This window comes from Intrasporangium sp. Soil_C_50 (assembly GCF_057656595.1).
The window spans coordinates 465,705-486,451 of record NZ_JBDGKB010000001.1; the positions used below are offsets into that span (position 1 = coordinate 465,705).

General features: G+C 73.1%; 19 protein-coding genes and 2 tRNA genes. 6 read left to right on the top strand and 15 right to left on the bottom strand.

The features are described 5' to 3' along the window. Window positions 1–30 precede the first annotated feature (30 nt). Both AC3A5R_RS02230 and AC3A5R_RS02235 read right to left on the bottom strand, forming a co-directional pair. Window positions 31–1,026 carry an NAD(P)H-dependent glycerol-3-phosphate dehydrogenase gene (locus AC3A5R_RS02230; protein ID WP_487619147.1) on the bottom strand — a complete coding sequence of 332 codons (996 nt, stop codon included), beginning with the start codon at window positions 1,024–1,026 and terminating at the stop codon, window positions 31–33. Continuing rightward, window positions 1,023–1,820: a lysophospholipid acyltransferase family protein gene (locus AC3A5R_RS02235; protein ID WP_487619148.1), complete on the bottom strand. Its 798-nt coding sequence runs from the start codon at window positions 1,818–1,820 to the stop codon at window positions 1,023–1,025. The genes AC3A5R_RS02230 and AC3A5R_RS02235 overlap by 4 nt, the downstream gene beginning before the upstream one ends. A gap of 110 nt (window positions 1,821–1,930) precedes the next feature. On the opposite strand from AC3A5R_RS02235, the gene cofC reads away from it, so the two are divergent. Beyond that, a complete protein-coding gene (gene cofC / locus AC3A5R_RS02240) occupies window positions 1,931–2,845 on the top strand; it encodes a 2-phospho-L-lactate guanylyltransferase (RefSeq protein WP_487619149.1) in 915 nt (304 codons plus the stop codon). Between the two features lie 149 nt (window positions 2,846–2,994). On the opposite strand, the gene AC3A5R_RS02245 is transcribed toward cofC, so the two are convergent. The 3 genes from AC3A5R_RS02245 to leuC all read right to left on the bottom strand — a co-directional run bounded on the left by AC3A5R_RS02245 (window position 2,995) and on the right by leuC (window position 6,078). After that, window positions 2,995–3,756 carry an HU family DNA-binding protein gene (locus AC3A5R_RS02245; protein ID WP_487619150.1) on the bottom strand — a complete coding sequence of 254 codons (762 nt, stop codon included), beginning with the start codon at window positions 3,754–3,756 and terminating at the stop codon, window positions 2,995–2,997. Window positions 3,757–4,041: 285 nt separating this feature from the next. Next, window positions 4,042–4,635, bottom strand: coding sequence for a 3-isopropylmalate dehydratase small subunit (leuD, locus tag AC3A5R_RS02250; RefSeq protein WP_487619151.1), 594 nt, complete (start codon window positions 4,633–4,635; stop codon window positions 4,042–4,044). 3 nt (window positions 4,636–4,638) lie between these two features. Further along, a complete protein-coding gene (gene leuC, locus AC3A5R_RS02255; protein ID WP_487619152.1) occupies window positions 4,639–6,078 on the bottom strand; it encodes a 3-isopropylmalate dehydratase large subunit in 1,440 nt (479 codons plus the stop codon). A gap of 141 nt (window positions 6,079–6,219) precedes the next feature. On the opposite strand from leuC, the gene AC3A5R_RS02260 reads away from it, so the two are divergent. The 4 genes from AC3A5R_RS02260 (at window position 6,220) to AC3A5R_RS02275 (ending at window position 11,492) form a co-directional block, all read left to right on the top strand. Continuing rightward, the gene (locus tag AC3A5R_RS02260) at window positions 6,220–6,972 is read left to right on the top strand and encodes an IclR family transcriptional regulator (protein WP_323096888.1); all 753 of its coding nucleotides are present in this window, start codon (window positions 6,220–6,222) and stop codon (window positions 6,970–6,972) included. 157 nt (window positions 6,973–7,129) lie between these two features. Further along, on the top strand, window positions 7,130–8,095 hold the full coding sequence (locus AC3A5R_RS02265) for a L,D-transpeptidase family protein (protein ID WP_487619153.1): 966 nt from the start codon (window positions 7,130–7,132) through the stop codon (window positions 8,093–8,095). Window positions 8,096–8,166: 71 nt separating this feature from the next. Next, the gene (gene fgd / locus AC3A5R_RS02270; protein WP_487619154.1) at window positions 8,167–9,174 is read left to right on the top strand and encodes a glucose-6-phosphate dehydrogenase (coenzyme-F420); all 1,008 of its coding nucleotides are present in this window, start codon (window positions 8,167–8,169) and stop codon (window positions 9,172–9,174) included. A gap of 155 nt (window positions 9,175–9,329) precedes the next feature. Then, window positions 9,330–11,492: a bifunctional lysylphosphatidylglycerol flippase/synthetase MprF gene (locus AC3A5R_RS02275; protein ID WP_487619155.1), complete on the top strand. Its 2,163-nt coding sequence runs from the start codon at window positions 9,330–9,332 to the stop codon at window positions 11,490–11,492. Between the two features lie 67 nt (window positions 11,493–11,559). Here the strand turns inward: AC3A5R_RS02275 and AC3A5R_RS02280 are convergent. From AC3A5R_RS02280 to AC3A5R_RS02320, 9 genes are all read right to left on the bottom strand, one after another. Then, window positions 11,560–11,632: transfer RNA gene (locus AC3A5R_RS02280), tRNA-Glu, on the bottom strand. Between the two features lie 88 nt (window positions 11,633–11,720). Further along, window positions 11,721–11,792 (bottom strand) — tRNA-Gln (locus tag AC3A5R_RS02285). A gap of 60 nt (window positions 11,793–11,852) precedes the next feature. Beyond that, window positions 11,853–12,626, bottom strand: a complete 774-nt coding sequence (locus AC3A5R_RS02290; protein ID WP_487619156.1) for an HAD family hydrolase — start codon at window positions 12,624–12,626, stop codon at window positions 11,853–11,855. Then, window positions 12,623–13,285, bottom strand: a complete 663-nt coding sequence (locus AC3A5R_RS02295; RefSeq protein ID WP_487619157.1) for a GNAT family N-acetyltransferase — start codon at window positions 13,283–13,285, stop codon at window positions 12,623–12,625. Before AC3A5R_RS02295 ends, AC3A5R_RS02290 begins: the two co-directional genes overlap by 4 nt. A 7-nt stretch (window positions 13,286–13,292) precedes the next feature. Further along, window positions 13,293–14,732, bottom strand: coding sequence for a glutamate--tRNA ligase (gene gltX / locus AC3A5R_RS02300; protein ID WP_487620107.1), 1,440 nt, complete (start codon window positions 14,730–14,732; stop codon window positions 13,293–13,295). Between the two features lie 292 nt (window positions 14,733–15,024). After that, complete coding sequence (locus AC3A5R_RS02305) at window positions 15,025–15,207, bottom strand: hypothetical protein (protein WP_487619158.1); 183 nt, start codon at window positions 15,205–15,207, stop codon at window positions 15,025–15,027. A 27-nt stretch (window positions 15,208–15,234) separates the two neighbouring features. Then, a complete protein-coding gene (locus AC3A5R_RS02310) occupies window positions 15,235–16,014 on the bottom strand; it encodes a fumarylacetoacetate hydrolase family protein (RefSeq protein WP_487619159.1) in 780 nt (259 codons plus the stop codon). A gap of 44 nt (window positions 16,015–16,058) precedes the next feature. Continuing rightward, window positions 16,059–17,594, bottom strand: a complete 1,536-nt coding sequence (locus AC3A5R_RS02315) for a phospholipase D family protein (protein ID WP_487619160.1) — start codon at window positions 17,592–17,594, stop codon at window positions 16,059–16,061. A 41-nt stretch (window positions 17,595–17,635) separates the two neighbouring features. Further along, window positions 17,636–19,117 (bottom strand): hypothetical protein, encoded by a 1,482-nt coding sequence (locus AC3A5R_RS02320; RefSeq protein WP_487619161.1) that lies wholly within the window; start codon window positions 19,115–19,117, stop codon window positions 17,636–17,638. A 135-nt stretch (window positions 19,118–19,252) separates the two neighbouring features. Here AC3A5R_RS02320 and AC3A5R_RS02325 point away from each other — a divergent pair, with 135 nt between their 5' ends. After that, window positions 19,253–20,182 (top strand): 3-methyladenine DNA glycosylase, encoded by a 930-nt coding sequence (locus AC3A5R_RS02325; RefSeq protein ID WP_487619162.1) that lies wholly within the window; start codon window positions 19,253–19,255, stop codon window positions 20,180–20,182. On the opposite strand, the gene AC3A5R_RS02330 is transcribed toward AC3A5R_RS02325, so the two are convergent. Beyond that, window positions 20,110–20,550: a VOC family protein gene (locus AC3A5R_RS02330; RefSeq protein WP_487619163.1), complete on the bottom strand. Its 441-nt coding sequence runs from the start codon at window positions 20,548–20,550 to the stop codon at window positions 20,110–20,112. The two genes, AC3A5R_RS02325 and AC3A5R_RS02330, sit on opposite strands and share 73 nt — an antisense overlap. Between the last annotated feature and the right edge of the window lie 197 nt (window positions 20,551–20,747).

The following is a 20,747-nucleotide window of genomic DNA, read 5'->3' on the forward strand; positions in this document are numbered from 1 at the left end:
GAGGGCGCGCGCCCCGGATCGGACGGTGGGTCAGTGCTTCTCGGCCTTGAGGTCGCGCGACATGAGACGCGGACCGACCTCGCTCGCCGAGTGCCCGTCTCGGATGACGGCCACCACCTGCTCGCAGATCGGCATGTCGACGTCGTGCTCGCGCGCGAGGGTCAGGATCGACTCGCACGACTTGACCCCCTCGGTCGTCGTGCGCATCTCGGCGGTGGCCTCGGCGACGCTCATGCCGCGGCCGAGCCGGACGCCGAAGGAGTGGTTGCGCGACAGCGGCGACATGCACGTGGCGATGAGGTCACCGACGCCCGCCAGCCCCATGAAGGTCTGCGGGTGGGCCCCGAGCGCGAGACCGAGGCGGGTGATCTCGGCCAGGCCGCGGGTGATGATCGTCGCCTTCGTGTTGTCGCCGAACCCGAGGCCCTCGGCCATCCCCGACGCCAGCGCGACGACGTTCTTCGTCGCACCGCACACCTCGGCGCCGATGACGTCGGTGTCGGTGTAGGGGCGGAAGTACGGGGTGACGCACGCCGACGCGACGAGCTCGGCGGTGTCCATGTCGGTGCAGGCGACGACCCCGGCGGCCGGCTGCTTGAGGGCGATCTCGGGAGCGAGGTTGGGCCCGGAGAGCACGACGATGCGGTCCTCGCGGACGCCCGCCTGGGCGATGACCTGGCTCATCCGCAGCGTCGTGCCGAGCTCGACGCCCTTCATGAGCGACACGACGGGAGCGCCCGCCGGCAGGGCGGCACCCCACTGGTCGAGGTTGCCCCGCAGGGTCTGGGACGGCACGGCGAGCACGACGACCTCGGCGCCGTCGAGCGCCTGCTGCGGGTCGGCGGTGGCCCGGACGGTCGGCGGCAGCTCCAGCTCGGGGAGGTACTCGGCGTTGCGGCCGGCGTTGATGCTCTCGACGAGCTCGGGGCGCCGGGCCCACATCCGCACCTCGGAGCCGGCATCGGCCAGGATCACGGCGAACGCCGTGCCCCAGTTGCCGCTGCCCATGACGGCGACGCGGGTCACGAGGGGTCCTTCCGGTGGATCCGCGACCGCGTCGGGCGGCCGATGTCGTCGTGGTTGACCGGGTGGCCGATCTCGGAGACGCCGTGCCGCCGCGGGTCGAAGCGCTCGTGCGGCGACTTCTCCCCACGGATCTCCTCGAGGAGCCCGGTGATGCGGTCCATGAGCCGGTCGGTGGCCTCGCGCAGGGTCTTGGTGTCGATGGGCCGGTCGTAGAGGTCGGAGAGATCGACGGGCGGGCCGGCGATGACGTGCATCGTCTTGCGCGGGAAGAGCGAGGGCCGGTGGCCGTAGGGCGAGAGGATCTCGTGGGCGCCCCACTGCGCCACCGGGATCAGCGGGCAGCGCGTCTCGAGGGCGACGCGGGCGGCGCCGGTCTTGCCGCGCATCGGCCACAGGTCGGGGTCGCGGGTGATGGTCCCCTCGGGGAAGATCCCCAGCGCCTTGCCGGCGCGCACGCCCTCGACGGCCGCGCGGTAGGCGTCGGTGGCTGCGGCCGAGTTGCGGTACACCGGGATCTGGCCCGAGCGGCGCAGGATCATCCCCACGAAGGGAATGGTGAAGAGGCTGTCCTTGGCCAGGAAGTAGGTGGCCCGGCCGTTGTCGAAGAGGAAGTGCGCGAACGGCAGCGGGTCGGCGTAGGAGATGTGGTTCGGCGAGACGACGAAGCCGCCCTCCTTCGGGAGGTTCTCGACGCCGCGCCAGTCGCGCTTGGTGAGCAGCAGCAGCGGCCGGCGCAGGAGCAGCGCCGCGAACCGGTAGGCCCACGGCAGCCGCCTCGGTCGGGCACCCGTCACTTGGTCACGTCCTCCTCGTCGTGCCCGCCCCTCGGCGTGGCTGGGTTCATCTTGTCATCACCCGGCGCGGTGTCGAGCGACCGCGCGGCGAGTGGGACGATGGCGTCAGCATGACAACTCCCCCGGACGCCCCGACAGCGGCCCACGGCGGCGACCACGCCGACGGAACCGACGGAGCCGATGCGTCGGCCTGGCGGGTCGTCGTGCCGGTCAAGGACCCCCGGCACGGCAAGTCGCGGCTCGCCCGCGCGGTCGGCGCCGACCGCGAGACCCTGAGCCGGGCCATCGCCGCCGACACCCTCGAGGCCGTCGTCGAGGCGGTCGGCGCCGCCTCGGTCGTGCTCGTCACCACCGACCCGACCCTGGGCACCACGTGGAGCGCGCGCGGCGTCACCGTCGTCGGCGACCCGGGCACCGGGCTCAACGACGCCGTCACCGCCGGGATCGACGCGGCCCGCGGGGTCGGCGGCACGACACCACTCGTCGGCGTCCTGCTCGGTGACCTGCCCGCCCTCGACGCCGTGTCACTGCGGGCAGCGCTCGCCGAGGCAGCGCGCCACGACGACGCCTTCGTCCCCGACGCCGACGGCACCGGCACGGTGCTGCGTACCGGCCGACACTTCACGCCCCGGTTCGGCACGGGCAGCGCGGCGCGCCACGAGTCCGACGGGGCCGTGCGGCTCGAGCTCGACCTGCCCCGGCTGCGCAGCGATGTCGATGACGCCGCGGGCCTGGCCGCTGCGCGTCGCCTCGGGCCGGGGGCCGCCACCCGCGCGGTGCTCGAGCACCGCGGATCTGCTTGGATCAGGAGCATGCAGGCGACCGTCCACCGCTACGACCCCGAGACGCGCACCGGAAGCCTCCTGCGCGACGACGGCGTCGAGCTGACGTTCGGCTCGCCCGCCTTCGAGGCGAGCGGCCTGCGGCTGCTGCGAATCGGCCAGCGCCTGACCGTCGACGTCGTCGACGACGTCGTCGTGGCGCTGCGCATCGTCGGCGTTGGCCCGGGACAGCGCATCCGCTGAGCCGGTCTCCCGCGGGACACCCCCGGTAACCCCCAGGACACCCCCGGTACACCCCCGGTACACGTCGGGACGCACGAGGGCCCGGCCGCACGGCCGGGCCCTCGTGGCAGTACGTGGCCCCATCCGGCCCAGCCGGTGGGACCGACGCGTCAGCGGGCGCTCTTGCGGGCCGTCGTCTTCTTCGCGGCGGCCTTGGTGGTGGTCGTCTTCTTCGCCGCGGTCCGGGCGGGGGCGGCCTTGGTCGCGGTCTTCGCCGTCGTCCTCGTGGCAGCGGCGCGGGCCGGGGCGGCCTTGGTGGCCGTGGTCTTGCGGGCCGTGGTGGTCGTCTTCGCCGCCGTCTTGGCGGGGGCGGCCTTGGTCGCGGTCTTCTTCGCCGCGGTCTTCGTGGCGGCGGCGCGGGCCGGGGCGGCCTTGGTGGCCGTGGTCTTGCGGGCCGTGGTGGTCGTCTTCGCCGCCGTCTTGGCGGGGGCGGCCTTGGTCGCGGTCTTCCTCGCCGCGGTCTTCGTCGCTGCCGCCTTCGTGGTGGCCGTGGCCTTCCTGGCGGTCGTCTTCTTCGCAGCGACCTTCGTCGCCGGTGCCGCGGTGGCGCTGCCGGCCGTGGCGCGGGCGGCGGCGGACTCGGTGCGCGAGACCTTCTTGGCGCCGGAGACGATCTCCTTGAAGTTCGTGCCCGAGCGGAACTTGGGGACGCGGGTCTTCTTGATGCGCACGGTCTGACCCGTCTTGGGGTTGCGCCCGGTCCGGGCGGCGCGGTCGGCGCGCTCGAAGGTGCCGAAGCCGGTGATCCCGACCTTGTTGCCCTTGGCGACCTCGCGGATGACGACGTCGAGGAAGGCCTCGAGAGCGTCGGAGGCCATCTTCTTGCTGCCGAGCTTCTTCTCGAGCGCGTCGACCAGTTCTGCCTTGTTCACGTCTTTCCCTCCAGAGGACTGTCGGTGTCAGGCGACCCGACGTGGGCATCCGGAACTCGTCCGGCTACGACATGACGTTAGGCCCGTCGGGCAGGTTCGTCCATCACCCCAGGGCGTGCTTTTCGTTGTGTCGCAAGGACTTTGACGTGTCGCGCCCCCGCCCCGGGGGCCGCGGACGCCGGATCCGGACTCGCACACCGGACGGGGAATGAGAGACGGATCCCACTGTGACACAGTGGGATCCGTCGTAAGGAGCGAGTTCTGGACCCGCCCCGAGCCCCGGTTTCAGGCCGGGGTGGTCACCGGCTTGTGGCTCGGGCGACGCTTCTCGAATTCGGACACCTCGTCCTCGTGTCGGAGGGTCAGGCCGATGTCGTCGAGGCCCTCGAGCAGCCGCCAGCGGGTGTAGTCGTCGATGTCGAAGGCCGCGACGATCTCGCCGGCGCGGACCGTGCGGGCCACGAGGTCGACATCGACCTCGGCGCCCGGGTTGTTCTCCAGGTGCTTCCAGATGAGCTCGACGTCGTCCTGGGCGACGACGGCCGTGAGCAGCCCCTGCTTGCCGCTGTTCCCGCGGAAGATGTCGGCGAAGCGGGAGGAGATGACGACGCGGAACCCGTAGTTCATCAGCGCCCAGACGGCGTGCTCGCGGCTCGAGCCGGTGCCGAAGTCCGGGCCGGCCACGAGCACCGACCCGTTGGCGTACACGGGGCTGTTGAGCACGAACGACTCGTCCTTGCGCCAGGCGGCGAAGAGGCCGTCCTCGAACCCGGTGCGCGTGACGCGCTTGAGGTACTCGGCCGGGATGATCTGGTCGGTGTCGACGTTGCTGCGCCGCAGCGGCACCCCGACCCCGGTGTGGGTCTCGAACTTCTCCATGGCTCAGGCCTCCCCGGTGGTGCTGGACGCGACCGCGTGCTCGACGGCGGAGCCGAGGTCGGCGGGGCTCGAGAGCGTGCCGCGCACGGCCGTGGCGGCAGCCACGAGCGGGCTGACGAGGTGGGTGCGCCCACCCTTGCCCTGGCGTCCCTCAAAGTTGCGGTTGGACGTGGACGCGCTGCGCTCCCCCGGCGACAGGGTGTCCGGGTTCATGCCGAGGCACATCGAGCAGCCGGGCAGGCGCCACTCGGCCCCGGCATCGGTGAACACCGCGTCGAGCCCCTCGGACTCGGCCTGCAGGCGCACCTTGGCCGAGCCGGGCACGACGAGCATCCGCACGCCGTCGGCGACGCGACGGCCCTTGATGACGTCGGCGGCGGCCCGGAGGTCCTCGATGCGGCCGTTGGTGCACGAGCCGACGAAGACGGTGTCGACCTTGATGTCGCGCAAGGGCGTTCCGGCCTCGAGGCCCATGTAGGCCAGCGCGTTGGCCGCCGCGAGACGGTCGCTCTCGTCGGCGAAGGACTCGGGGTCGGGCACGGAGTCGCCGAGCGGGAGCCCCTGTCCGGGGTTGGTGCCCCACGTGACGAACGGCGTCAGGCTCGACGCATCGATGTCCACCTCGGCGTCGAAAAGGGCGTCGGCGTCGGTGCGCAGCGCGGTCCACTCGGCGACGGCGGCGTCCCAGTCGGCGCCGGTCGGGGCGTGCGGACGGCCCTGCAGGTAGTCGAAGGTCGTCTGGTCGGGGGCGATCATGCCGGCTCGGGCCCCGGCCTCGATCGACATGTTGCAGACCGTCATCCGGGCCTCCATCGACAGGGCCTCGATGGCCTCGCCGCGGTACTCGATGACGTAGCCCTGACCGCCGCCGGTGCCGATCTTGGCGATGACGGCCAGCACGATGTCCTTGGCGGTGACGCCGCCCGGCAGCGAACCGGTGACGTTGACCGCGAGGGTGCGGAACGGCTTGAGCGGCAGCGTCTGCGTGGCGAGCACGTGCTCGACCTCCGACGTGCCGATGCCGAAGGCGAGGGCGCCGAACGCGCCGTGCGTCGAGGTGTGGCTGTCGCCGCAGACGACGGTCATGCCCGGCTGCGTCAGGCCGAGCTGCGGGCCGACGACGTGGACGATGCCCTGGTCGGCGTCGCCCATCGGGTAGAGGTGGACCCCGAACTCCTCGCAGTTGCGTCGCAGCGTCTCGACCTGGACCTTCGAGACGGGGTCGGTGATCGGACCGGGCGTCGTCGGGACGTTGTGGTCCTCGGTCGCGAGGGTGAGGTCCGGGCGTCGCACCGGGCGGCCCGCGAGCCGGAGGCCGTCGAAGGCCTGCGGGCTCGTCACCTCGTGCAGCAGGTGCAGATCGATGTAGAGGAGGTCGGGCTCGCCCTCGGCGCGCCTGACGACGTGTGCGTCCCAGACCTTCTCGGCCAGTGTCCCTGCCATCTCATCCCTCCGGGCGGCGTTCGCTTGCTCCAGCGCGTGCGCCACCGAGGACCGGCTCGCGACGTCGCTGTCCTGAAAGCCTCGCCCTTTTGTGCGCGTCATGGATTGACGTCTCAGTGCCTGAGACGTCAATATCAGTGCATGGACAACTCTTCTGGGGTCGGCGTCCTCGACAAGGCGGCCACGGTGCTGGGCGCCCTCGAGGCCGGTCCGGCCACGCTCGCACAGCTCGTCGGTGCCACCGGTCTGGCCCGCCCCACGGCGCACCGCCTGGCCGTCGCCCTCGAGCACCACCGGCTCGTCTCGCGCGACATGCAGGGCCGCTTCGTCCTCGGTCCGCGGCTCGGCGAGCTCGCGTCGGCGGCCGGCGAGGACCGGCTCCTCGCGGCCGCCGGACCCGTGCTCGGCGCCCTGCGCGACCACACGAACGAGAGCGCTCAGCTGTTCCGGCGCCAGGGCGACCAGCGCATCTGCGTCGCGGCCGCCGAGCGGCCCGTCGGCCTGCGCGACTCGATCCCCGTCGGCGCGACGCTCTCGATGCTCGCCGGGTCGGCCGCCCAGGTGCTCCTCGCCTGGGAGGAGCCCGACCGGCTGCACCGCGGCCTGCAGGGTGCGGCGTTCACGGCCACGACGCTCTCGGCGGTGCGCCGACGCGGCTGGGCCCAGAGCGTCGCCGAGCGCGAGGCCGGCGTCGCGTCGGTCTCGGCGCCGGTGCGCGGCCCGTCCGGACGGGTCGTCGCCGCCGTGTCGATCTCCGGGCCGATCGAGCGCCTCTCGCGCCAGCCCGGTCGGCTGCACGCCGCGACCGTCGTCGCCGGCGCGAACAAGCTGACCGAGGTGCTGCGGCGCCACCACGCGATGCAGCAGCAGCAACAGCAGCAGCACAACGCCTGACGCGCCGGGCCCCGTCGAGCGGGCGTTTCGCAACGGATCGGTCACGATGCGGCGCGGGACGTCCGCTCGGACAACCTCCGGGACGGTTGGCGCGTCACTCTCGTGCTACCACGGTGCGAGCAGGGGCTGGCACCGATCGTCCTGGTCAGGGGTACCCATGCCGGCTCTCACGTCGCCCGCCCGTCCGACGCGTCACGCGCACCCGTCCGTGCCCGGTGCCCGCACCTCGTGGTCGCGAGCCGCGCTCGTCGCCGCCGGGTGCGCGCTCGTCGTCTCGCTCACGGGCTGCTCCCCCGATGCCGGCGGCCAGCCGGCCGCGACCCATGTCGCCGGAGCGACCCCGACCACCACGGCGACGAGCACCGACGCGTCGACGCCCGAGCCGACGACACCCGAGCCCACCACCGCTCCCCCGACGACCGCCCCACCGGTGTCGACACCCTCGGCGACGCCGAGTGCGACGCCCACCCCTGCACCCGTCGTCCTGCTGCGCCGCGGCGACTCCGGGGCCAAGGTCCGCTCGCTGCAGGCACGGCTGAAGCAGATCGGCTGGTTCGACGGCGACGTGTCCGACCTCTACGGCAGCCGCACCGAGGCCGCCGTGCGCGGCTTCCAGGCCAAGCGCGGCGTCGCCGCCACCGGCAGCCTCGACGAGCCGACGTGGGACAGGCTCGTGTCGATGACCCGGCGCCCCACGCCCGACGAGCTGAACAACGTCAAGCCGAAGCCGACGCCCGACACCGCCGCGGCCGACCTCGACCCGCGCTGCATGACCGGGCGCGTCATGTGCGTCAGCAAGACGACCCGCCACCTCACGTGGGTCATCGACGGCGTCCCCCAGTACGGCTTCGACGTGCGGTTCGGCAGCGACGAGCTGCCCACGCGCGAGGGCGTCTTCACGGTCTACAAGAAGAAGAAAGACGTCATCTCGAACCTGTACCACACGCCGATGCCGTACTCGATGTTCTTCTCCGGCGGCCAGGCGGTGCACTACTCCTCGAACTTCGCCCGACTGGGCTACGCCGGCTCGTCGCACGGCTGCGTCAACGTGCGCGACTGGGACGGGATCGTCCGGCTCTACGGGGAGTCCCGCATCGGAGACAAGGTCGTCATCCACTGGTGACCCGCCCTGCGGGGAGCCCGCCACCGCGGACGTAGGCTGACCGGACCGGTTCCCGAGTCGCAGGAGGCATCGTGCTCAAGGTTGGTTGGAAGGCGTCCGCGGAGCAGTTCGGTCCGCGCGAGCTCGTCACGCTCGCCGCCCAGGCCGAGCAGGTCGGGCTCGACTCGGCGTTCATCTCCGACCACTTCCAGCCGTGGCGCCACCACGAGGGGCACGCGCCGTTCGCGATGTCCTGGCTCGCCGCGGCCGGCGAGCGCACCGAGCGGATCACCCTCGGCACGTCGGTCATGACACCGACCTTCCGCTACAACCCGGCCGTCGTCGCGCAGGCCTTCGGCACGCTCGGCGCGCTCAACCCGGGGCGCATCGTCCTCGGCATCGGCACCGGCGAGGCCCTCAACGAGGTCGCCGTCGGCGCGGCCGGCTCGCCCTGGCCCGAGTTCAAGGAGCGCTTCGCGCGGCTGCGCGAGTCCGTCCGGCTCATGCGCCGCCTGTGGACCGAGGAGCGCGTCGACTTCGAGGGCGACTACTACCGCACCCACGCCGCGACGATCTACGACCGCCCCGAGCAACCCATCCCGGTGTACGTCGCCGCCGGCGGGCCTCTCGTGGCCCGGTACGCCGGCCGCTCGGGCGACGGCTTCATCTGCACCTCGGGCAAGGGCCGCGAGCTCTACGAGGACCAGCTGATGCCGGCCGTCGACGAGGGCCTGGCGAAGTCCGGTCGCACCCGCAGCGACATCGACCGGATGATCGAGATCAAGCTGTCCTACGACCGCGACCCCGAGAAGGCGCTGCACAACGTCCGGTTCTGGGCGCCGCTGTCGTTGACCGCCGAGCAGAAGCACGGCGTCGACGACCCGGTCGAGATGGAGCGCCTCGCCGACGAGCTGAGCGACGAGCAGATCGCCAAGCGGTGGATCGTCACGAGCGACCCACAGGAGGCCGTCGACGCCGTGCGCCAGTACGTCGACTGGGGCTTCGACCACGTCGTCTTCCACGCTCCCGGCCACGACCAGGCGCGTTTCCTCGGCCAGTTCGCCGCCGACGTCCTGCCCGGGCTGCGCGAGCTCGGCTGACGCGTCGAGATCCCCTCTCGGCGGGCGTGGCGGGACTAGAGTCCGAGGCGTCGCCGGCGCAAAGGGGAGGACGCGTGACGGCCGAGGGGACACCGGAGCCGCGGGCTCCGCGACGAGGAGCACGAGCAGGGGCAGGGTGGGCCCGCGCAGCGGCGGTGGCGCGCCGGGTCCCCTTCACCCTGGCCGTCGTCGGGCTCATGCTCGTGCTCGGAGCCGCGACCCAGTCGCTCTGGTCACCTCTGCGTGAGCGGCCGCTGCTCGACGTCGTGGCCTACGGGCTGCCGGCTCTCGAGGCAGGCCGCTGGTGGACGCCGGTCACCGGCGCGTTCTTCGCGCTGGTCCCGGCCCAGTACCTGCCGATCGCCGGGGGTGCGCTCGTGCTGCTCGGCTGGTCCGAGCTGCGGCTCGGCACGCGCGGGGTGGCCCTCGCCGCCGCGGCCTGTCACCTGGCCGGCATCCTCGGCGCCTCGGTCGTGCTCGGGCCCCTGGCGCGCACGACGTGGTCGTGGGCGCACACGACGGCCGGCGTCCTCGACGTCGGGTTCAGCGCGGGCGCGCTGGGAGCGGTGGCGGCGGCATCGGCCTCCCTCCGCCCGCCGTGGCGTGGCCGCCTGCGCGCCGTCCTGTCCCTCTACGCCGTGCTGTCGTTCCTCTACATCGGCCTGCTCTGGGACCTCGAGCACCTGCTCGCCATCGGCACCGGCCTCCTGCTCGGGCCCTACCTCGTCGGGCGGACGCCGATGCGTCCGCACGTGCGGTTCACGCGGCACGAGTGGCGGGTCCTCGCCTTCACGCTCTTCCTCGTCGCGGCTGCGGTGCGGGTCGTCCTCTACGTCGTGCCCTCCGACGGCCCGCTCGGTGCCAGCACCAACGACGCCGACGTCGTCAGCGTCCTCGTCGGGGCCGGCGTCTCGGTGCTGCTCGCCGACGGGCTGCGGCACGGCTCGCGCCGGGTGTGGCAGCTCGCCGGCGCCCTGACCACGCTCGGCCTGCTCGCGGGGCTCGCTGTGCTCGTCGTCGAGGTGCTGGCACCGGACCGGATCGGGCCGGGCGACGAGATCGTCTCGGCGGTCCCGCAGATCGTCGTCGACGTGCTGCTGTGGTCGCTGCAGCTGTGCGTCCTCGTGGCCGGCCGCTCGGCCTTCCGGGCGCGCCCGCACCGACGCCAGCGGGCCGAGCTCGCCGTGCACGTGACGGCGCCGGACGACCGGCACACGGCCATCGCCCTGCTCGAGCGCCACGGCGGCACGACGATCTCGTGGATGGGCACGTGGGAGGACAACGACTGGTTCCTCCTACCGGCCGACGCGACCGACGCAACCGACGCGTCCGACGCGTTCGACGCGTCCGACGCGACCGACGCGACCCACGCGTGGCCCGTCGGCTACCTCGCCCACCAGGTGCACCGCGGCGTCGCCGTGGCGCTCGGTGACCCCGTGGCAGGCGACGCCGCGACGCGGGCCCGCATCCTCGGGGCGTTCGTCGACGACCAGGAGGCTCGCGGCCGGCAGGTGTGCTTCTTCTCCGTGAGTGAGGAGGTACGCGCCTGGGGCGCCGACCGCGGCTACCGGTCCCTCACGGTCGCCGAGGAGGCCCTCATCGACCTGCCGACCCTCCAGTTCACCGGCAGACGGTGGCAGGACGTGCGCACTGCCCTCAACCGGGCCGCCAAGGAGGGCGTCACGTACCGCGGGGGCCACCTGGCCGACATGCCGCGGGGTGTCCTGAGCCAGGTCCGCGCGATCTCCGAGCTCTGGGTGGGCGACAAGGGGCTGCCCGAGATGGGCTTCACCCTCGGCGGCGTCGACGAGGCGCTCGACCCGCACACCATCGTGGGGCTCGCCGTGGACGCGGACCACACGGTCCACGGCGTCACGTCGTGGCTGCCGGTGCACGCCGGCGGTGGCGTGGTGCGCGGGTGGACCCTCGATGTCATGCGGCGCCTGCCCGACGGCTTCCGCCCGGTCACCGAGTTCCTCATCGCGAGCGCGTGCCTGTCCTTCCGCGAGGCGGGCGCCGAGGTGGTGTCACTGTCCGGGGCACCTCTGGCGCACGCCGGGGGCGCCGCCCCCGATGCCGGCGTCGAGCCGCTGGACCGGCTCCTCGGCTCGGTCGGCGAAGCCCTGGAGCCGCTCTACGGGTTCCGGTCGCTCGAGAGCTTCAAGCAGAAGTTCTCCCCTCGTGGCGTGCCCCTGCATCTCGTCTTCCGCGACGAGGCGGCCCTGCCGCGGATCGGCCTGGCCCTGACGTCGGCCTATCTGCCCGGCGCCTCGATGCGCGAGCTCGCGCTTGCCGGGATGCGAGCGCGCCGCGACTGACGCCTGAAATGCAGCAGACCCCGGTCCTGGTGGACCGGGGTGTGCTGTTGCTCCTGTGAGCATCACGTAGCCCCGACGGGATTCGAACCCGCGCTACCGCCTTGAGAGGGCGGCGTGCTAGGCCGCTACACAACGGGGCCGTGAGCGGTGCCGATCGCTCGGCACAGGAGAGACCTTACCGGCTGGCGAGGATTTCTCCGAATCGGCTCTCCCGAGGGAGAACCAGAGCTGGGGTACCAGGACTCGAACCTAGAATGACGGAACCAGAAACCGTAGTGTTGCCAATTACACCATACCCCAAGGGGTTTCACTCCCGAGCGCGCCTCACGGCCTTCTGCGGTGGTGAACCGAGTGGAAATGTTACCGGTCGACCACCGAACCCCCAAATCGGGTCGTGCGCAGTGCCTCGGCCACGACGTCCAGCCCGTCGACGACCACGACGTCCTCGTCGGTGCCCAGTCCCGCGCGGTCGAGCCAGAGCGCCCGCAGACCGGCATCGCGCGCCCCGAGGACGTCCCAGGCGATGCTGTCGCCGATGCACACGACGACGTCCGGGTCGACCCCGACGAGACGGCAGGCCTCCCGGTACACGCGGGGGTCGGGCTTGCCGAACCCCAGGGTGTCGGTCGTCACGACGACCTCGAACCGCGCCGCGAGCTCGAGGGCCTCGAGCTTGACCTGCGTCGGGGCCGAGGCGGAGTTCGTCAGCAGGGCCACCGGCAGCCCCGCATCCTCGGCGGTCGCGAGCAGGTGCGGGACGTCGGGGAAGAGTCGCTGCGCGGCCCGGAAGGCGGGCGCGTAGGCGTCCTCGAAGACGTCGTAGGCCTCGCGCGACAGGTCGGCCCCGAACGCCGTGGCCACCTCCGCGAGTCGGCCGGAGCGCATCGCCTCGAAGGCGATCGCGCCCGACGCGTACCGCGGGAACCACCGCTCGGGGTCGGCGTAGTACCGCTCGGCCATGGCGCGGTGGTCGACGTCGCGGCCTGGCCACAGCGCGCCGAGCGCCTGGGTGCCCGCCACGACCATCGCCTCGCGGGTGTCGACGATGGTGTCGTCGACGTCGAGCAGCAGGGCCCGGGCGCCGTCGAGCACGAGAGCAAGGGCGTCGTCGCCCGACGCGTCGGCCGCGGTCACGAGTCCCCCTCCCCCGTGAGCGGGCCGAAGAGCGGCAGCGCCGCCTCGACCCCCTCGATGCCGATGTCGCGCCCGTGCCCGCCGCGGAGCCAGGCCGCTCGCTCGAGGCGGACGTGCTGGAGCCTCTCCCCCGAGTGCTCCAGCACCGAGGTGTGGGTGTCGAGGTAGCCGAGGCGGTGGGAGACGCCGAGCGAGGCCGCGTTGTCGACGACCGCCGAGGAGATGGCTGCCCGGGCGCCGAGACGGCCGAAGGCGAGCTCGAGGACGGCGGCACGCATCTGCCGGCCGTACCCGTTGCCGCGGGCCTCGTGCACGAGCCACGACGACGAGTCGACGGTGCGGTCGGCCCGGTAGTCGGGCCCCTCGAGCCACTGCCCGCCGATGATCCGTCCCGCCCGGCGCACGACGAAGGGCAGGGCCCAGTCCTCGGGCGACCACATGCCCAGGGCACGCCAGTAGCCCTGGACCACGACGGCCCGCCGGTTGGCGGGCACGTCGAGGCCGGCGTAGGTCGTGGCGTGCGGGTTGAGCTCGAGGTCGGGAGGCAGGACGTCGCAGACCTCCGGCAGGTCGGCCTCGGTCATGACCCTCAGGTCGAGGTCGGCCGTGGCCAGCCGGATGCCGTGCAGCGGCCACACCCGGTCGAGCACCCCTGCCACCCCGCCCTCAGAGGGAGTCGCGCAGCGCCCGGAGGCGGCCCAGGGTCGAGGTCTTGCCGAGGATCTCCATCGACTCGAACAGCGGCGGCGAGATGCGCTGCCCCGACACCGCGGTGCGCAGCGGGCCGAAGGCGAACCGAGGCTTGATGCCGAGGCCCTCGACGATCGCGGTGCGCAGCGCCTCCTCGATGGTCGAGGCGCTCCAGGCGCTCCCCGTGCCGAGGACGCCGGGCCCGTGGTCGTCGATGTCGCCGAGGACGCGCAGGGCGGCGTCGAGCACGTTGCCGGCGTCGTCCTTGAGCTGGGCCCGGGCGTCGTCGGCGATCTCGAGCTGGTCGTCGGCGACGAAGAACGGGCCGACGAGCGCCGGGGCCTCCGTGAGCAGCGCCATGCGGGTCTGGATCAGCTCGGTGACGGCCTTGAGGCGCGCGAGCTCGCCGAGCGACTGCGTCTCGCCGAGGATGCCGGCCTCGACGAGGTAGGGCAGCAGCCGGCTCGCGAACTCGCCGACCTCGAGCTGGCGGATGTAGACGCCGTTGAGCCACTCGAGCTTCTTGAGGTCGAAGATCGGGCCGATCGGGTTGACCTTGGCCCAGTCGAAGGTGCGGCTGAAGTCCTCGAACGTGAAGACCTCGACGTCGTTGCCCTCGGCATCCTGCTGCGGCGGGTAGGCCAGCAGCGCAAGGAAGTTCACGAGCGCCTCGGGCAGGTAGCCCTGCTCGCGGAACCACGTGAGGCGCGCCGCGGGGTTCTTGCGCTTGGAGATCTTCGACTTGTCCGTGTTGCGCAGCAGCGGCATGTGCGCGAACCGTGGCGCCTCGAGCCCGAGCCAGCGGTAGAGCAGGACGTGCTTGGGCGTCGAGGAGATCCACTCCTCGCCGCGCACGACGTGGGTGATGCCCATGAGGTGGTCGTCGACGACGACCGCCATGTGGTACGTCGGGAAGCCGTCGGCCTTGAGGATGACCTGGTCGTCGGGGCGGGGCGCCGACACCTTGCCGCGGATGACGTCGTCGAAGACGAGCGGCACGTCGTCGGGGATGAGCATCCGCACGACGGGCGTCTCGGTGAAGCCGGGCAGGGCGGCGCGCTCCTCGCGCGTCTTGCCGACGCAGAGGCGGTCGTAGCCGGTGGGCTGCTTCGTCTTCTGCTGGATCTCGCGCATCTCGTCGAGGCGCTCCTTGGAGCACCAGCAGTAGTAGGCGTGCCCGTCCTCGATGAGGCGGTCGACGTACGGCCGGTAGGTGTCGAGCCGCTCACTCTGGCGGTAGGGCTCGTAGGGGCCGCCGATGTCGGGCCCCTCGTCCCAGTGCAGCCCGAGCCACGCGAGGGTGTCGTAGAGCTGGGCCTCGGAGTCCTCGCGGAAGCGAGCGCGGTCGGTGTCCTCGACGCGGAGGACGAACTGGCCGCCCTGCTGGCGGGTGAAGGCGAGGTTGAACAGCGACATGTACGCGGTGCCGACGTGCGGGTCGCCGGTGGGCGACGGCGCGACGCGCGTGCGGACCGGACCGGACCCGTCGGAGGTCGACCGGCGCTCGGGCTGCTCGCTGCGGACCTCGACCTGCGGGTCGGAGGTGGCGGTGGACGTCGGCGTACCGGTGCTGGTGCTGTTCTCGCTCATGGTGCGGCCCAGCCTAGTGGGCGGGCCGCAGGCCCCGGCACGCGGCGACGCCGCCCGGACCGTGGAGGTCGGGGCGGCGTCGTGGCTTGCGGCCGGCGTGCCGGACGGGTCGGACGGGTCAGCGCTGGACGGCCCCGGGAGGGCCGTCGACGTCGTCGTGGCGGGCGTCGTAGGTGGCGTCCTCGTCGGGCCCTTGGTCGGGCTCGCCCGGGCCCGCGTGACGGCCGGTGTAGTGCTCCTGCTCGGCAGCGGCCGGCGCGTCGCTCGGGGACGTCTGCTGGGTCACGTCGTCGTTGCTCATGGCCCGACCCTACGGTCGGGCCCGGGCTCAGCGCCTGACGAAGGTGTTCGTCAGCGAGCCGATGCCCTCGATCTCGACGGTGGTCTGCTGACCGGCCTCGACGAGGCCGACGCCGGCCGGGGTGCCGGTGAGGATGACGTCGCCCGGCAGCAGGGTGAAGGCTGCGGACGCGTACTCGATGATCGCGCCGATGCCGTGGATCATGTCGGCCGTCGAGCCGTCCTGCTTCACCTCGCCGTCGAGCGTCGTGACGATCGACAGGTCGGCAGGGTCGAGCTCGGTCTCGACCCACGGGCCGAGCGGGCAGCTGGTGTCGAAGCCCTTGGCGCGCGCCCACTGGCCGTCGGTGCGCTGCCAGTCGCGGGCCGTGACGTCGTTGGCGACGGTGTAGCCGTAGATGCAGTCGGCCGCGTCGTCGGCCTTGACGCCCTTGGTGATCGTCTTGATGACGACGGCGAGCTCGCCCTCGTAGGAGACCTCGCTGCTGCCGGCCGGCAGCACCACGGGGTCGAACGGGCCGACGACGGCGGTGTTCGGCTTGAAGAACATCATCGGCTCGGCCGGCGCCTCGCCGCCCATCTCCTTGGCGTGGTCGGCGTAGTTCTTGCCGATGGCCACGATCTTCGAGCGCGGGATGACCGGGGCGAGCAGGCGTACGTCCTCGAGCATGACCGGGCCCTGACCGCTCGGCTGGAGCCCCACGTACAGGGGGTCGCCGGCGAGCGGGGTGATGACCTCCTGCCCGGGGTCGCCCTGGACGATGCCGTAGGCCGGGTCCTCCCCGGTCGTGTACCTCGCGATGCGCACGGGCACCACCCTAGCCACCCGGGAGGCGCCGCTCCCGTCGCGCCTCAGAGGGTGCGCCGCAGCCGCAGGTCCAGGGGGCGGCCGTCGGGGTCGTAGACGAGCCGGTACAGCGGGTCGGCCCACAGCCGGGTGAGGCGCGTCTGGTCCGGGCGGTCGAGCGGGCGCAGCCGGCCCGGCGGTCGGGGCGCCGACGCCGGTTCGCGGCGCCACGCGGCGAGGGTCCGCGCGCTGTCGGCGTAGGCCTCGAAGTGCTCCTCGAGCGCCGGCGGGTGCTCGGTGTCGAGGTGCTCGCGCGCCAGCTGCTGGCGCAGGTCGCGCGCGAGCTGCTCGTGCACCACGGCCGCCGAGAGCTCCGAGTCGTGGGTCCACGAGCGTCGGTTGAAGTTGTCCGAGCCGACCGTGACCCACGTGTCGTCGACGATGCAAACCTTCGCGTGCACGTAGACGGGTGTCCCCGCCGGGTTCTCGACGCCGTAGGCGGCGACACGCCCCGGGGCGACGGCCTCGAGCTCCCTGAGCAGGCGGGCCCGGCTCACGAGGTTGGGGGCATGGCTCAGGGCGCCGTCCTGGTCGGGCTGGTGCGGCAGGACGGCGACGACACGCAGGTCCGGTGCGCGGCGCAGGGCCGACTCGAGCACCGAGCACACCTGCGGCGACCACAGGTACTGGTCCTCGAGGTAGATGAGGTGCCGGGCCCTCGCGAACGCCTTGGCGTAGGCCCGCGCGACACTCCGCTCACCGCGGGGTGCGAACGGGTAGCCGCCGAGGCGGTGGCCGTAGGTGCGCAGCAGCTGCACCGGATGCGGTCCGGTGGGCGCCGGGTCGGGCAGCTGGGGCGGGAGCGGGCGTCGGGTCGGCCGGTCGCCGCGGACGGTGTCGACGGCCCACCGCACCGGCGAACGGCTCAGGGCCTGCGGGTCCTCCCACCGCTCCCGGAAGACCGTCTCGACGTCGCCCACGGCGGGACCGGTGAGTGCCAGCTGGACGTCGTGCCAGGGCGGGCGAGGGCCGTAGACCTTCGCCATGGTCTGGGGCTGGGGGTCTCCCCCGTGGGCGGCGTCGTCACGGCGGCTGTGGCACAGGTCGATGCCGCCGAGGAAGGCGATGTCGCGCTCGGGCCGGCCGGGGTGGCGCAGGACGACGAACTTCTGGTGGTGCGACCCGCCGAGGCGCACCCGCATGTCGAGGTAGCACTCGCCGCCTGCGGCGTCGACCTCCTCGCCGAGGTGGCGGTTCTCCTCGGCCGAGAACGCGAGCCGGTCCCAGTGCGAGCGCCAGACGAGGCCCCGCACGTCGACCCCCCGTCGGGCCGCGTCGGCGAACAGGGTGCCCACCTCGCTGCCGGGTGAGCCGCTCAGCCGCTCGTCCGGGTCGCCGCGCCAGTCGACGAAGAGCAGCAGATCCCCCGACGCCATCCGTGAGACGTGCTCAGCCAGGGCCGTGAAGTACGCCGCACCGTGGACGAGCGGCGTGACGAGGTTGCCCTCGGTCCACGCCCGGCCGCCGGGGTGACGACGGTCGAGGCGCGTCGCCGGGTTGCCCCGCTCGTCGGCGGTGAGGTACCAGTCGGCGGCGGCCACGGGACCGAGCGTAGGCCGCCCCCGGTCGTGGTGGGGCGCGATCACCGTGGCCAGACGATGGTGACGTCCGCCGGCGAGCCGGGCAGCCCGCTCGGACGCGTCCGGTACTCGGGGACGCCGACGCACGTCCACAGCAGCCCGGCGACGTCGGCGCCGAGCAGGTGGGCGAGGTCGCTGTCGCGGAAGGTCATCCCGGAGGCCGCCGCACCGAGCGCGTACGCCATGAGGTGCAACCGGCCCTCGACGAGGCCGGCGAGCAGCTGGGCGTCGCGGTAGCCGTGGTCGTCGAGCGTCACGAGGTCGACCCCGCTGATGGCCACGAACGACGCGTCGCCGGCCAGGCCCTGCTCGAGGGCCACCGAGAACAGCTCGTCGCGGACCGTGGCCTCGTCGAGCGGCCGCACGGCCTCGGCGACGTCGGGCCAGCGGTGGATGCCGGTGGGCACGCCGTCGACGGCACTGACCCCGACCCAGTGCGGCACGTCGACCCCGCGCGTCGCCGCCGCCATCGCGTCGACGAGCAGGACCCGCGGCACTGAGCGGTCGCGGTGCAGCCGACGGATCGAGCCCTTGCTCGCCACCACCTCGTCGGTGCTCGGCCCGGGTTCGACCGACAGCACGGGCACGGCCGGCCCCCGCGGGTGGGCCGGGCCGAGGGCGTCGCGCTCCCCCGCCCGCTGGGCGGCGGTGACGAGCGGGAGCTCGCGCCCGTCCGCGTCGTGGCGCCCCGGGAGCGGGTCACCCGTGGGGTGGATCGCAGGCCGTCCGTCGCCGAGGACGACGAGCGCCACGGGCCACTCGCGGACGCGGTCGGCGCCGACGAGGGCCGCGACCTCGGAGTCGGGGAAGGTGGTGACGAGGTGGGCCGGGACGCCCGCGGAGTCGGCGAGCGCGAGGGTCTGGGCGAGCATCGTGCCGGCGTCCCAGTAGACGTGCCGGAAGCCCCGCTCGCGGTACCGCCAGCCGGTGCGCCACGGGATCCCGGTGACGACGAGGGTCACGGACTCCCCCGACGGGGGCGGGCCGATGGTGACGAGGGCGTGGGCCTCCGGGTCGTACCAGTGCAGGCCCGCCGGCAGGTCGGGAGCGACCTCACCGGCGTCGGTACCGGCGGAGCGCGGCACGGCGACGTAGAGCTCGAGCGGGAACCGCGCGCCCGCTGACCCCGCCGCCCGGAAGAGCAGGGTGCCCGCACCCGGACGCGTCGTGCGGCGGGTGACGCCGGCCGACAGGTACAGCAGGCGGGCCAGGGCGGGCAGGTCGAGGCGGGTGGCCGCGACATCGGCCGTTCCGGCGAGGACCGCCGTGGCCGGAACACTGCTCGCGGGCAGCTCCTGGGGCAGCAGGGTGCGCGGCAGGTCGTCGCCGTAGTCCTTGTACCAGCGGGGCCGGTGGGCGAGGTCGTTCGGCACGAGGTCCTGCACGAGCCGGTCGTCGGGCGGCACCTCGGTCCACTCCCGGTCGGGCGAGTAGGACGTGAGGCGGTGCAGCAGGTGGGTGGGCAGCTCGTCGGCGGGTGCCATGGGCCCATCCTGCTCCAGCACCGTGCTCGGCGCGCGGCCGTCGCGGACCCCGGCGCGGCCCCTGCGCGTGCTCGGGCGTGCTCGGGCGTGCTCGGGCGTGCGGGGCCCGGCGCGTCGATCACCTACCCTCGACGCGTGCACGTCCTCACCGAGCCCGAGTGGCGCGAGCGGACCCGCGCCCACGAGGCCCGGGTCGATGCCGCGACCGCCGGGCACCGGGCGCGGCGGCGTGACGCGCGGCCACACCCGGTCGAGGACTTCCTCTTCACGTACTACTCCTTCACGCCCTCCCAGCTGCGGCGCTGGCACCCCGGCCCCGGAGTGGGGCTGGACGGCCCTGCTCCGCAAGCAGACTGGCGCTTCTACCGCATCGACGCGTCCGGGGCTGTGACCATCGACGTCGAAGCGTTCCTCGAGCGGCGTGGTGACACGGCGCGGTTCGTCCGCGAGCTGCTCGTGCGCACCGCCGGACGGCCCGGCCGGTTCGGCTGCTTCGGGCTGCACGAGTGGGCCATGGTGTACCGGCTCGACCCCTCGGACGTGCGCCACTCCGCCTGGCCGCTGCGCCTCGGGCCCGAGGGCACCGACGCGGTCGTCGAGTCGCACCAGGTGGCGTGCTCGCACTTCGACGCCTACCGCTTCTTCACCCCCGACGCCGTGCCCCTCAACGCCCTGAGCCCGACGCGGGCGAGCCAGCTCGAGCTCGAGCAACCCGGCTGCCTCCATGCCGGCATGGATCTCTACAAGTGGGCGCACAAGCTCGTGCCCGTCGTGCCGTCCGACCTCGTGGCCGACTGCTTCGAGCTGGCCCGCGACATCCGCTCGCTCGACATGCGTGCGGCCCCCTACGACCTGTGCGAGCTCGGCTACGAGCCGGTGCCGATCGAGACGGCCGAGGGCAAGGCCGCCTACGTCGCCGAGCAGCGCGGATTCGCCGAGCGTGGCCACGCGCTGCGGGTGCGGCTCGTCGAGGCGCTCGACGTGGTGCTGGGTCAGGCGCTCGAGCCGGCCGAGTCCTCGCCCGGACCGTCGGCGTCGTCGTCGCCCCCGCCATCGTCGACGTAGAGACAGAACGGGTGGCCGGCCGGGTCGAGCAGCACCCGGACGTCCTCCTGCGGCTGGTACTCCGCGACGTCCGCGCCGACCCCGACGGCGTGGGCCACCGCCTCCTCGAGGTCGTCGACCTCGAGGTCGAGGTGCAGCATCATGAGCGGCTTGCCCTGCTCGCTCGGCCACACCGGGCGCACGTAGTTCGGCTCCTGCTGGAAGGCCAGGTTGTAGCCGTGGTCGGCCGAGGGCGCGAGCGTGGCCCAGCCCGGGGTGTCCTTGAAGAGGGTCCACCCGAGGAGGCGCTGGTAGAAGTGCGCGAGCTCGGACGCGTCGGGGGCATCGAGCACGACGCCGAACCAGTGGGTGCGGGTGCGCAGAGGCATCCACCGAGTCTGGCCCGGATCACCCGCCGGTGGGTGGTTCCCGACGGGGTGTATCAGGCCGGGGCCCCCACCCACTGACGGGTGTCGGCGAAGGTCCAGGCGCGCGCGTCGACGAACGCTCCCGGCAGGGGGCTGGTGCTGGACGGGGCCTGGGCCGTCCAGCACGTGGCTGCCCACGGACCCTGCCGCACGGCACG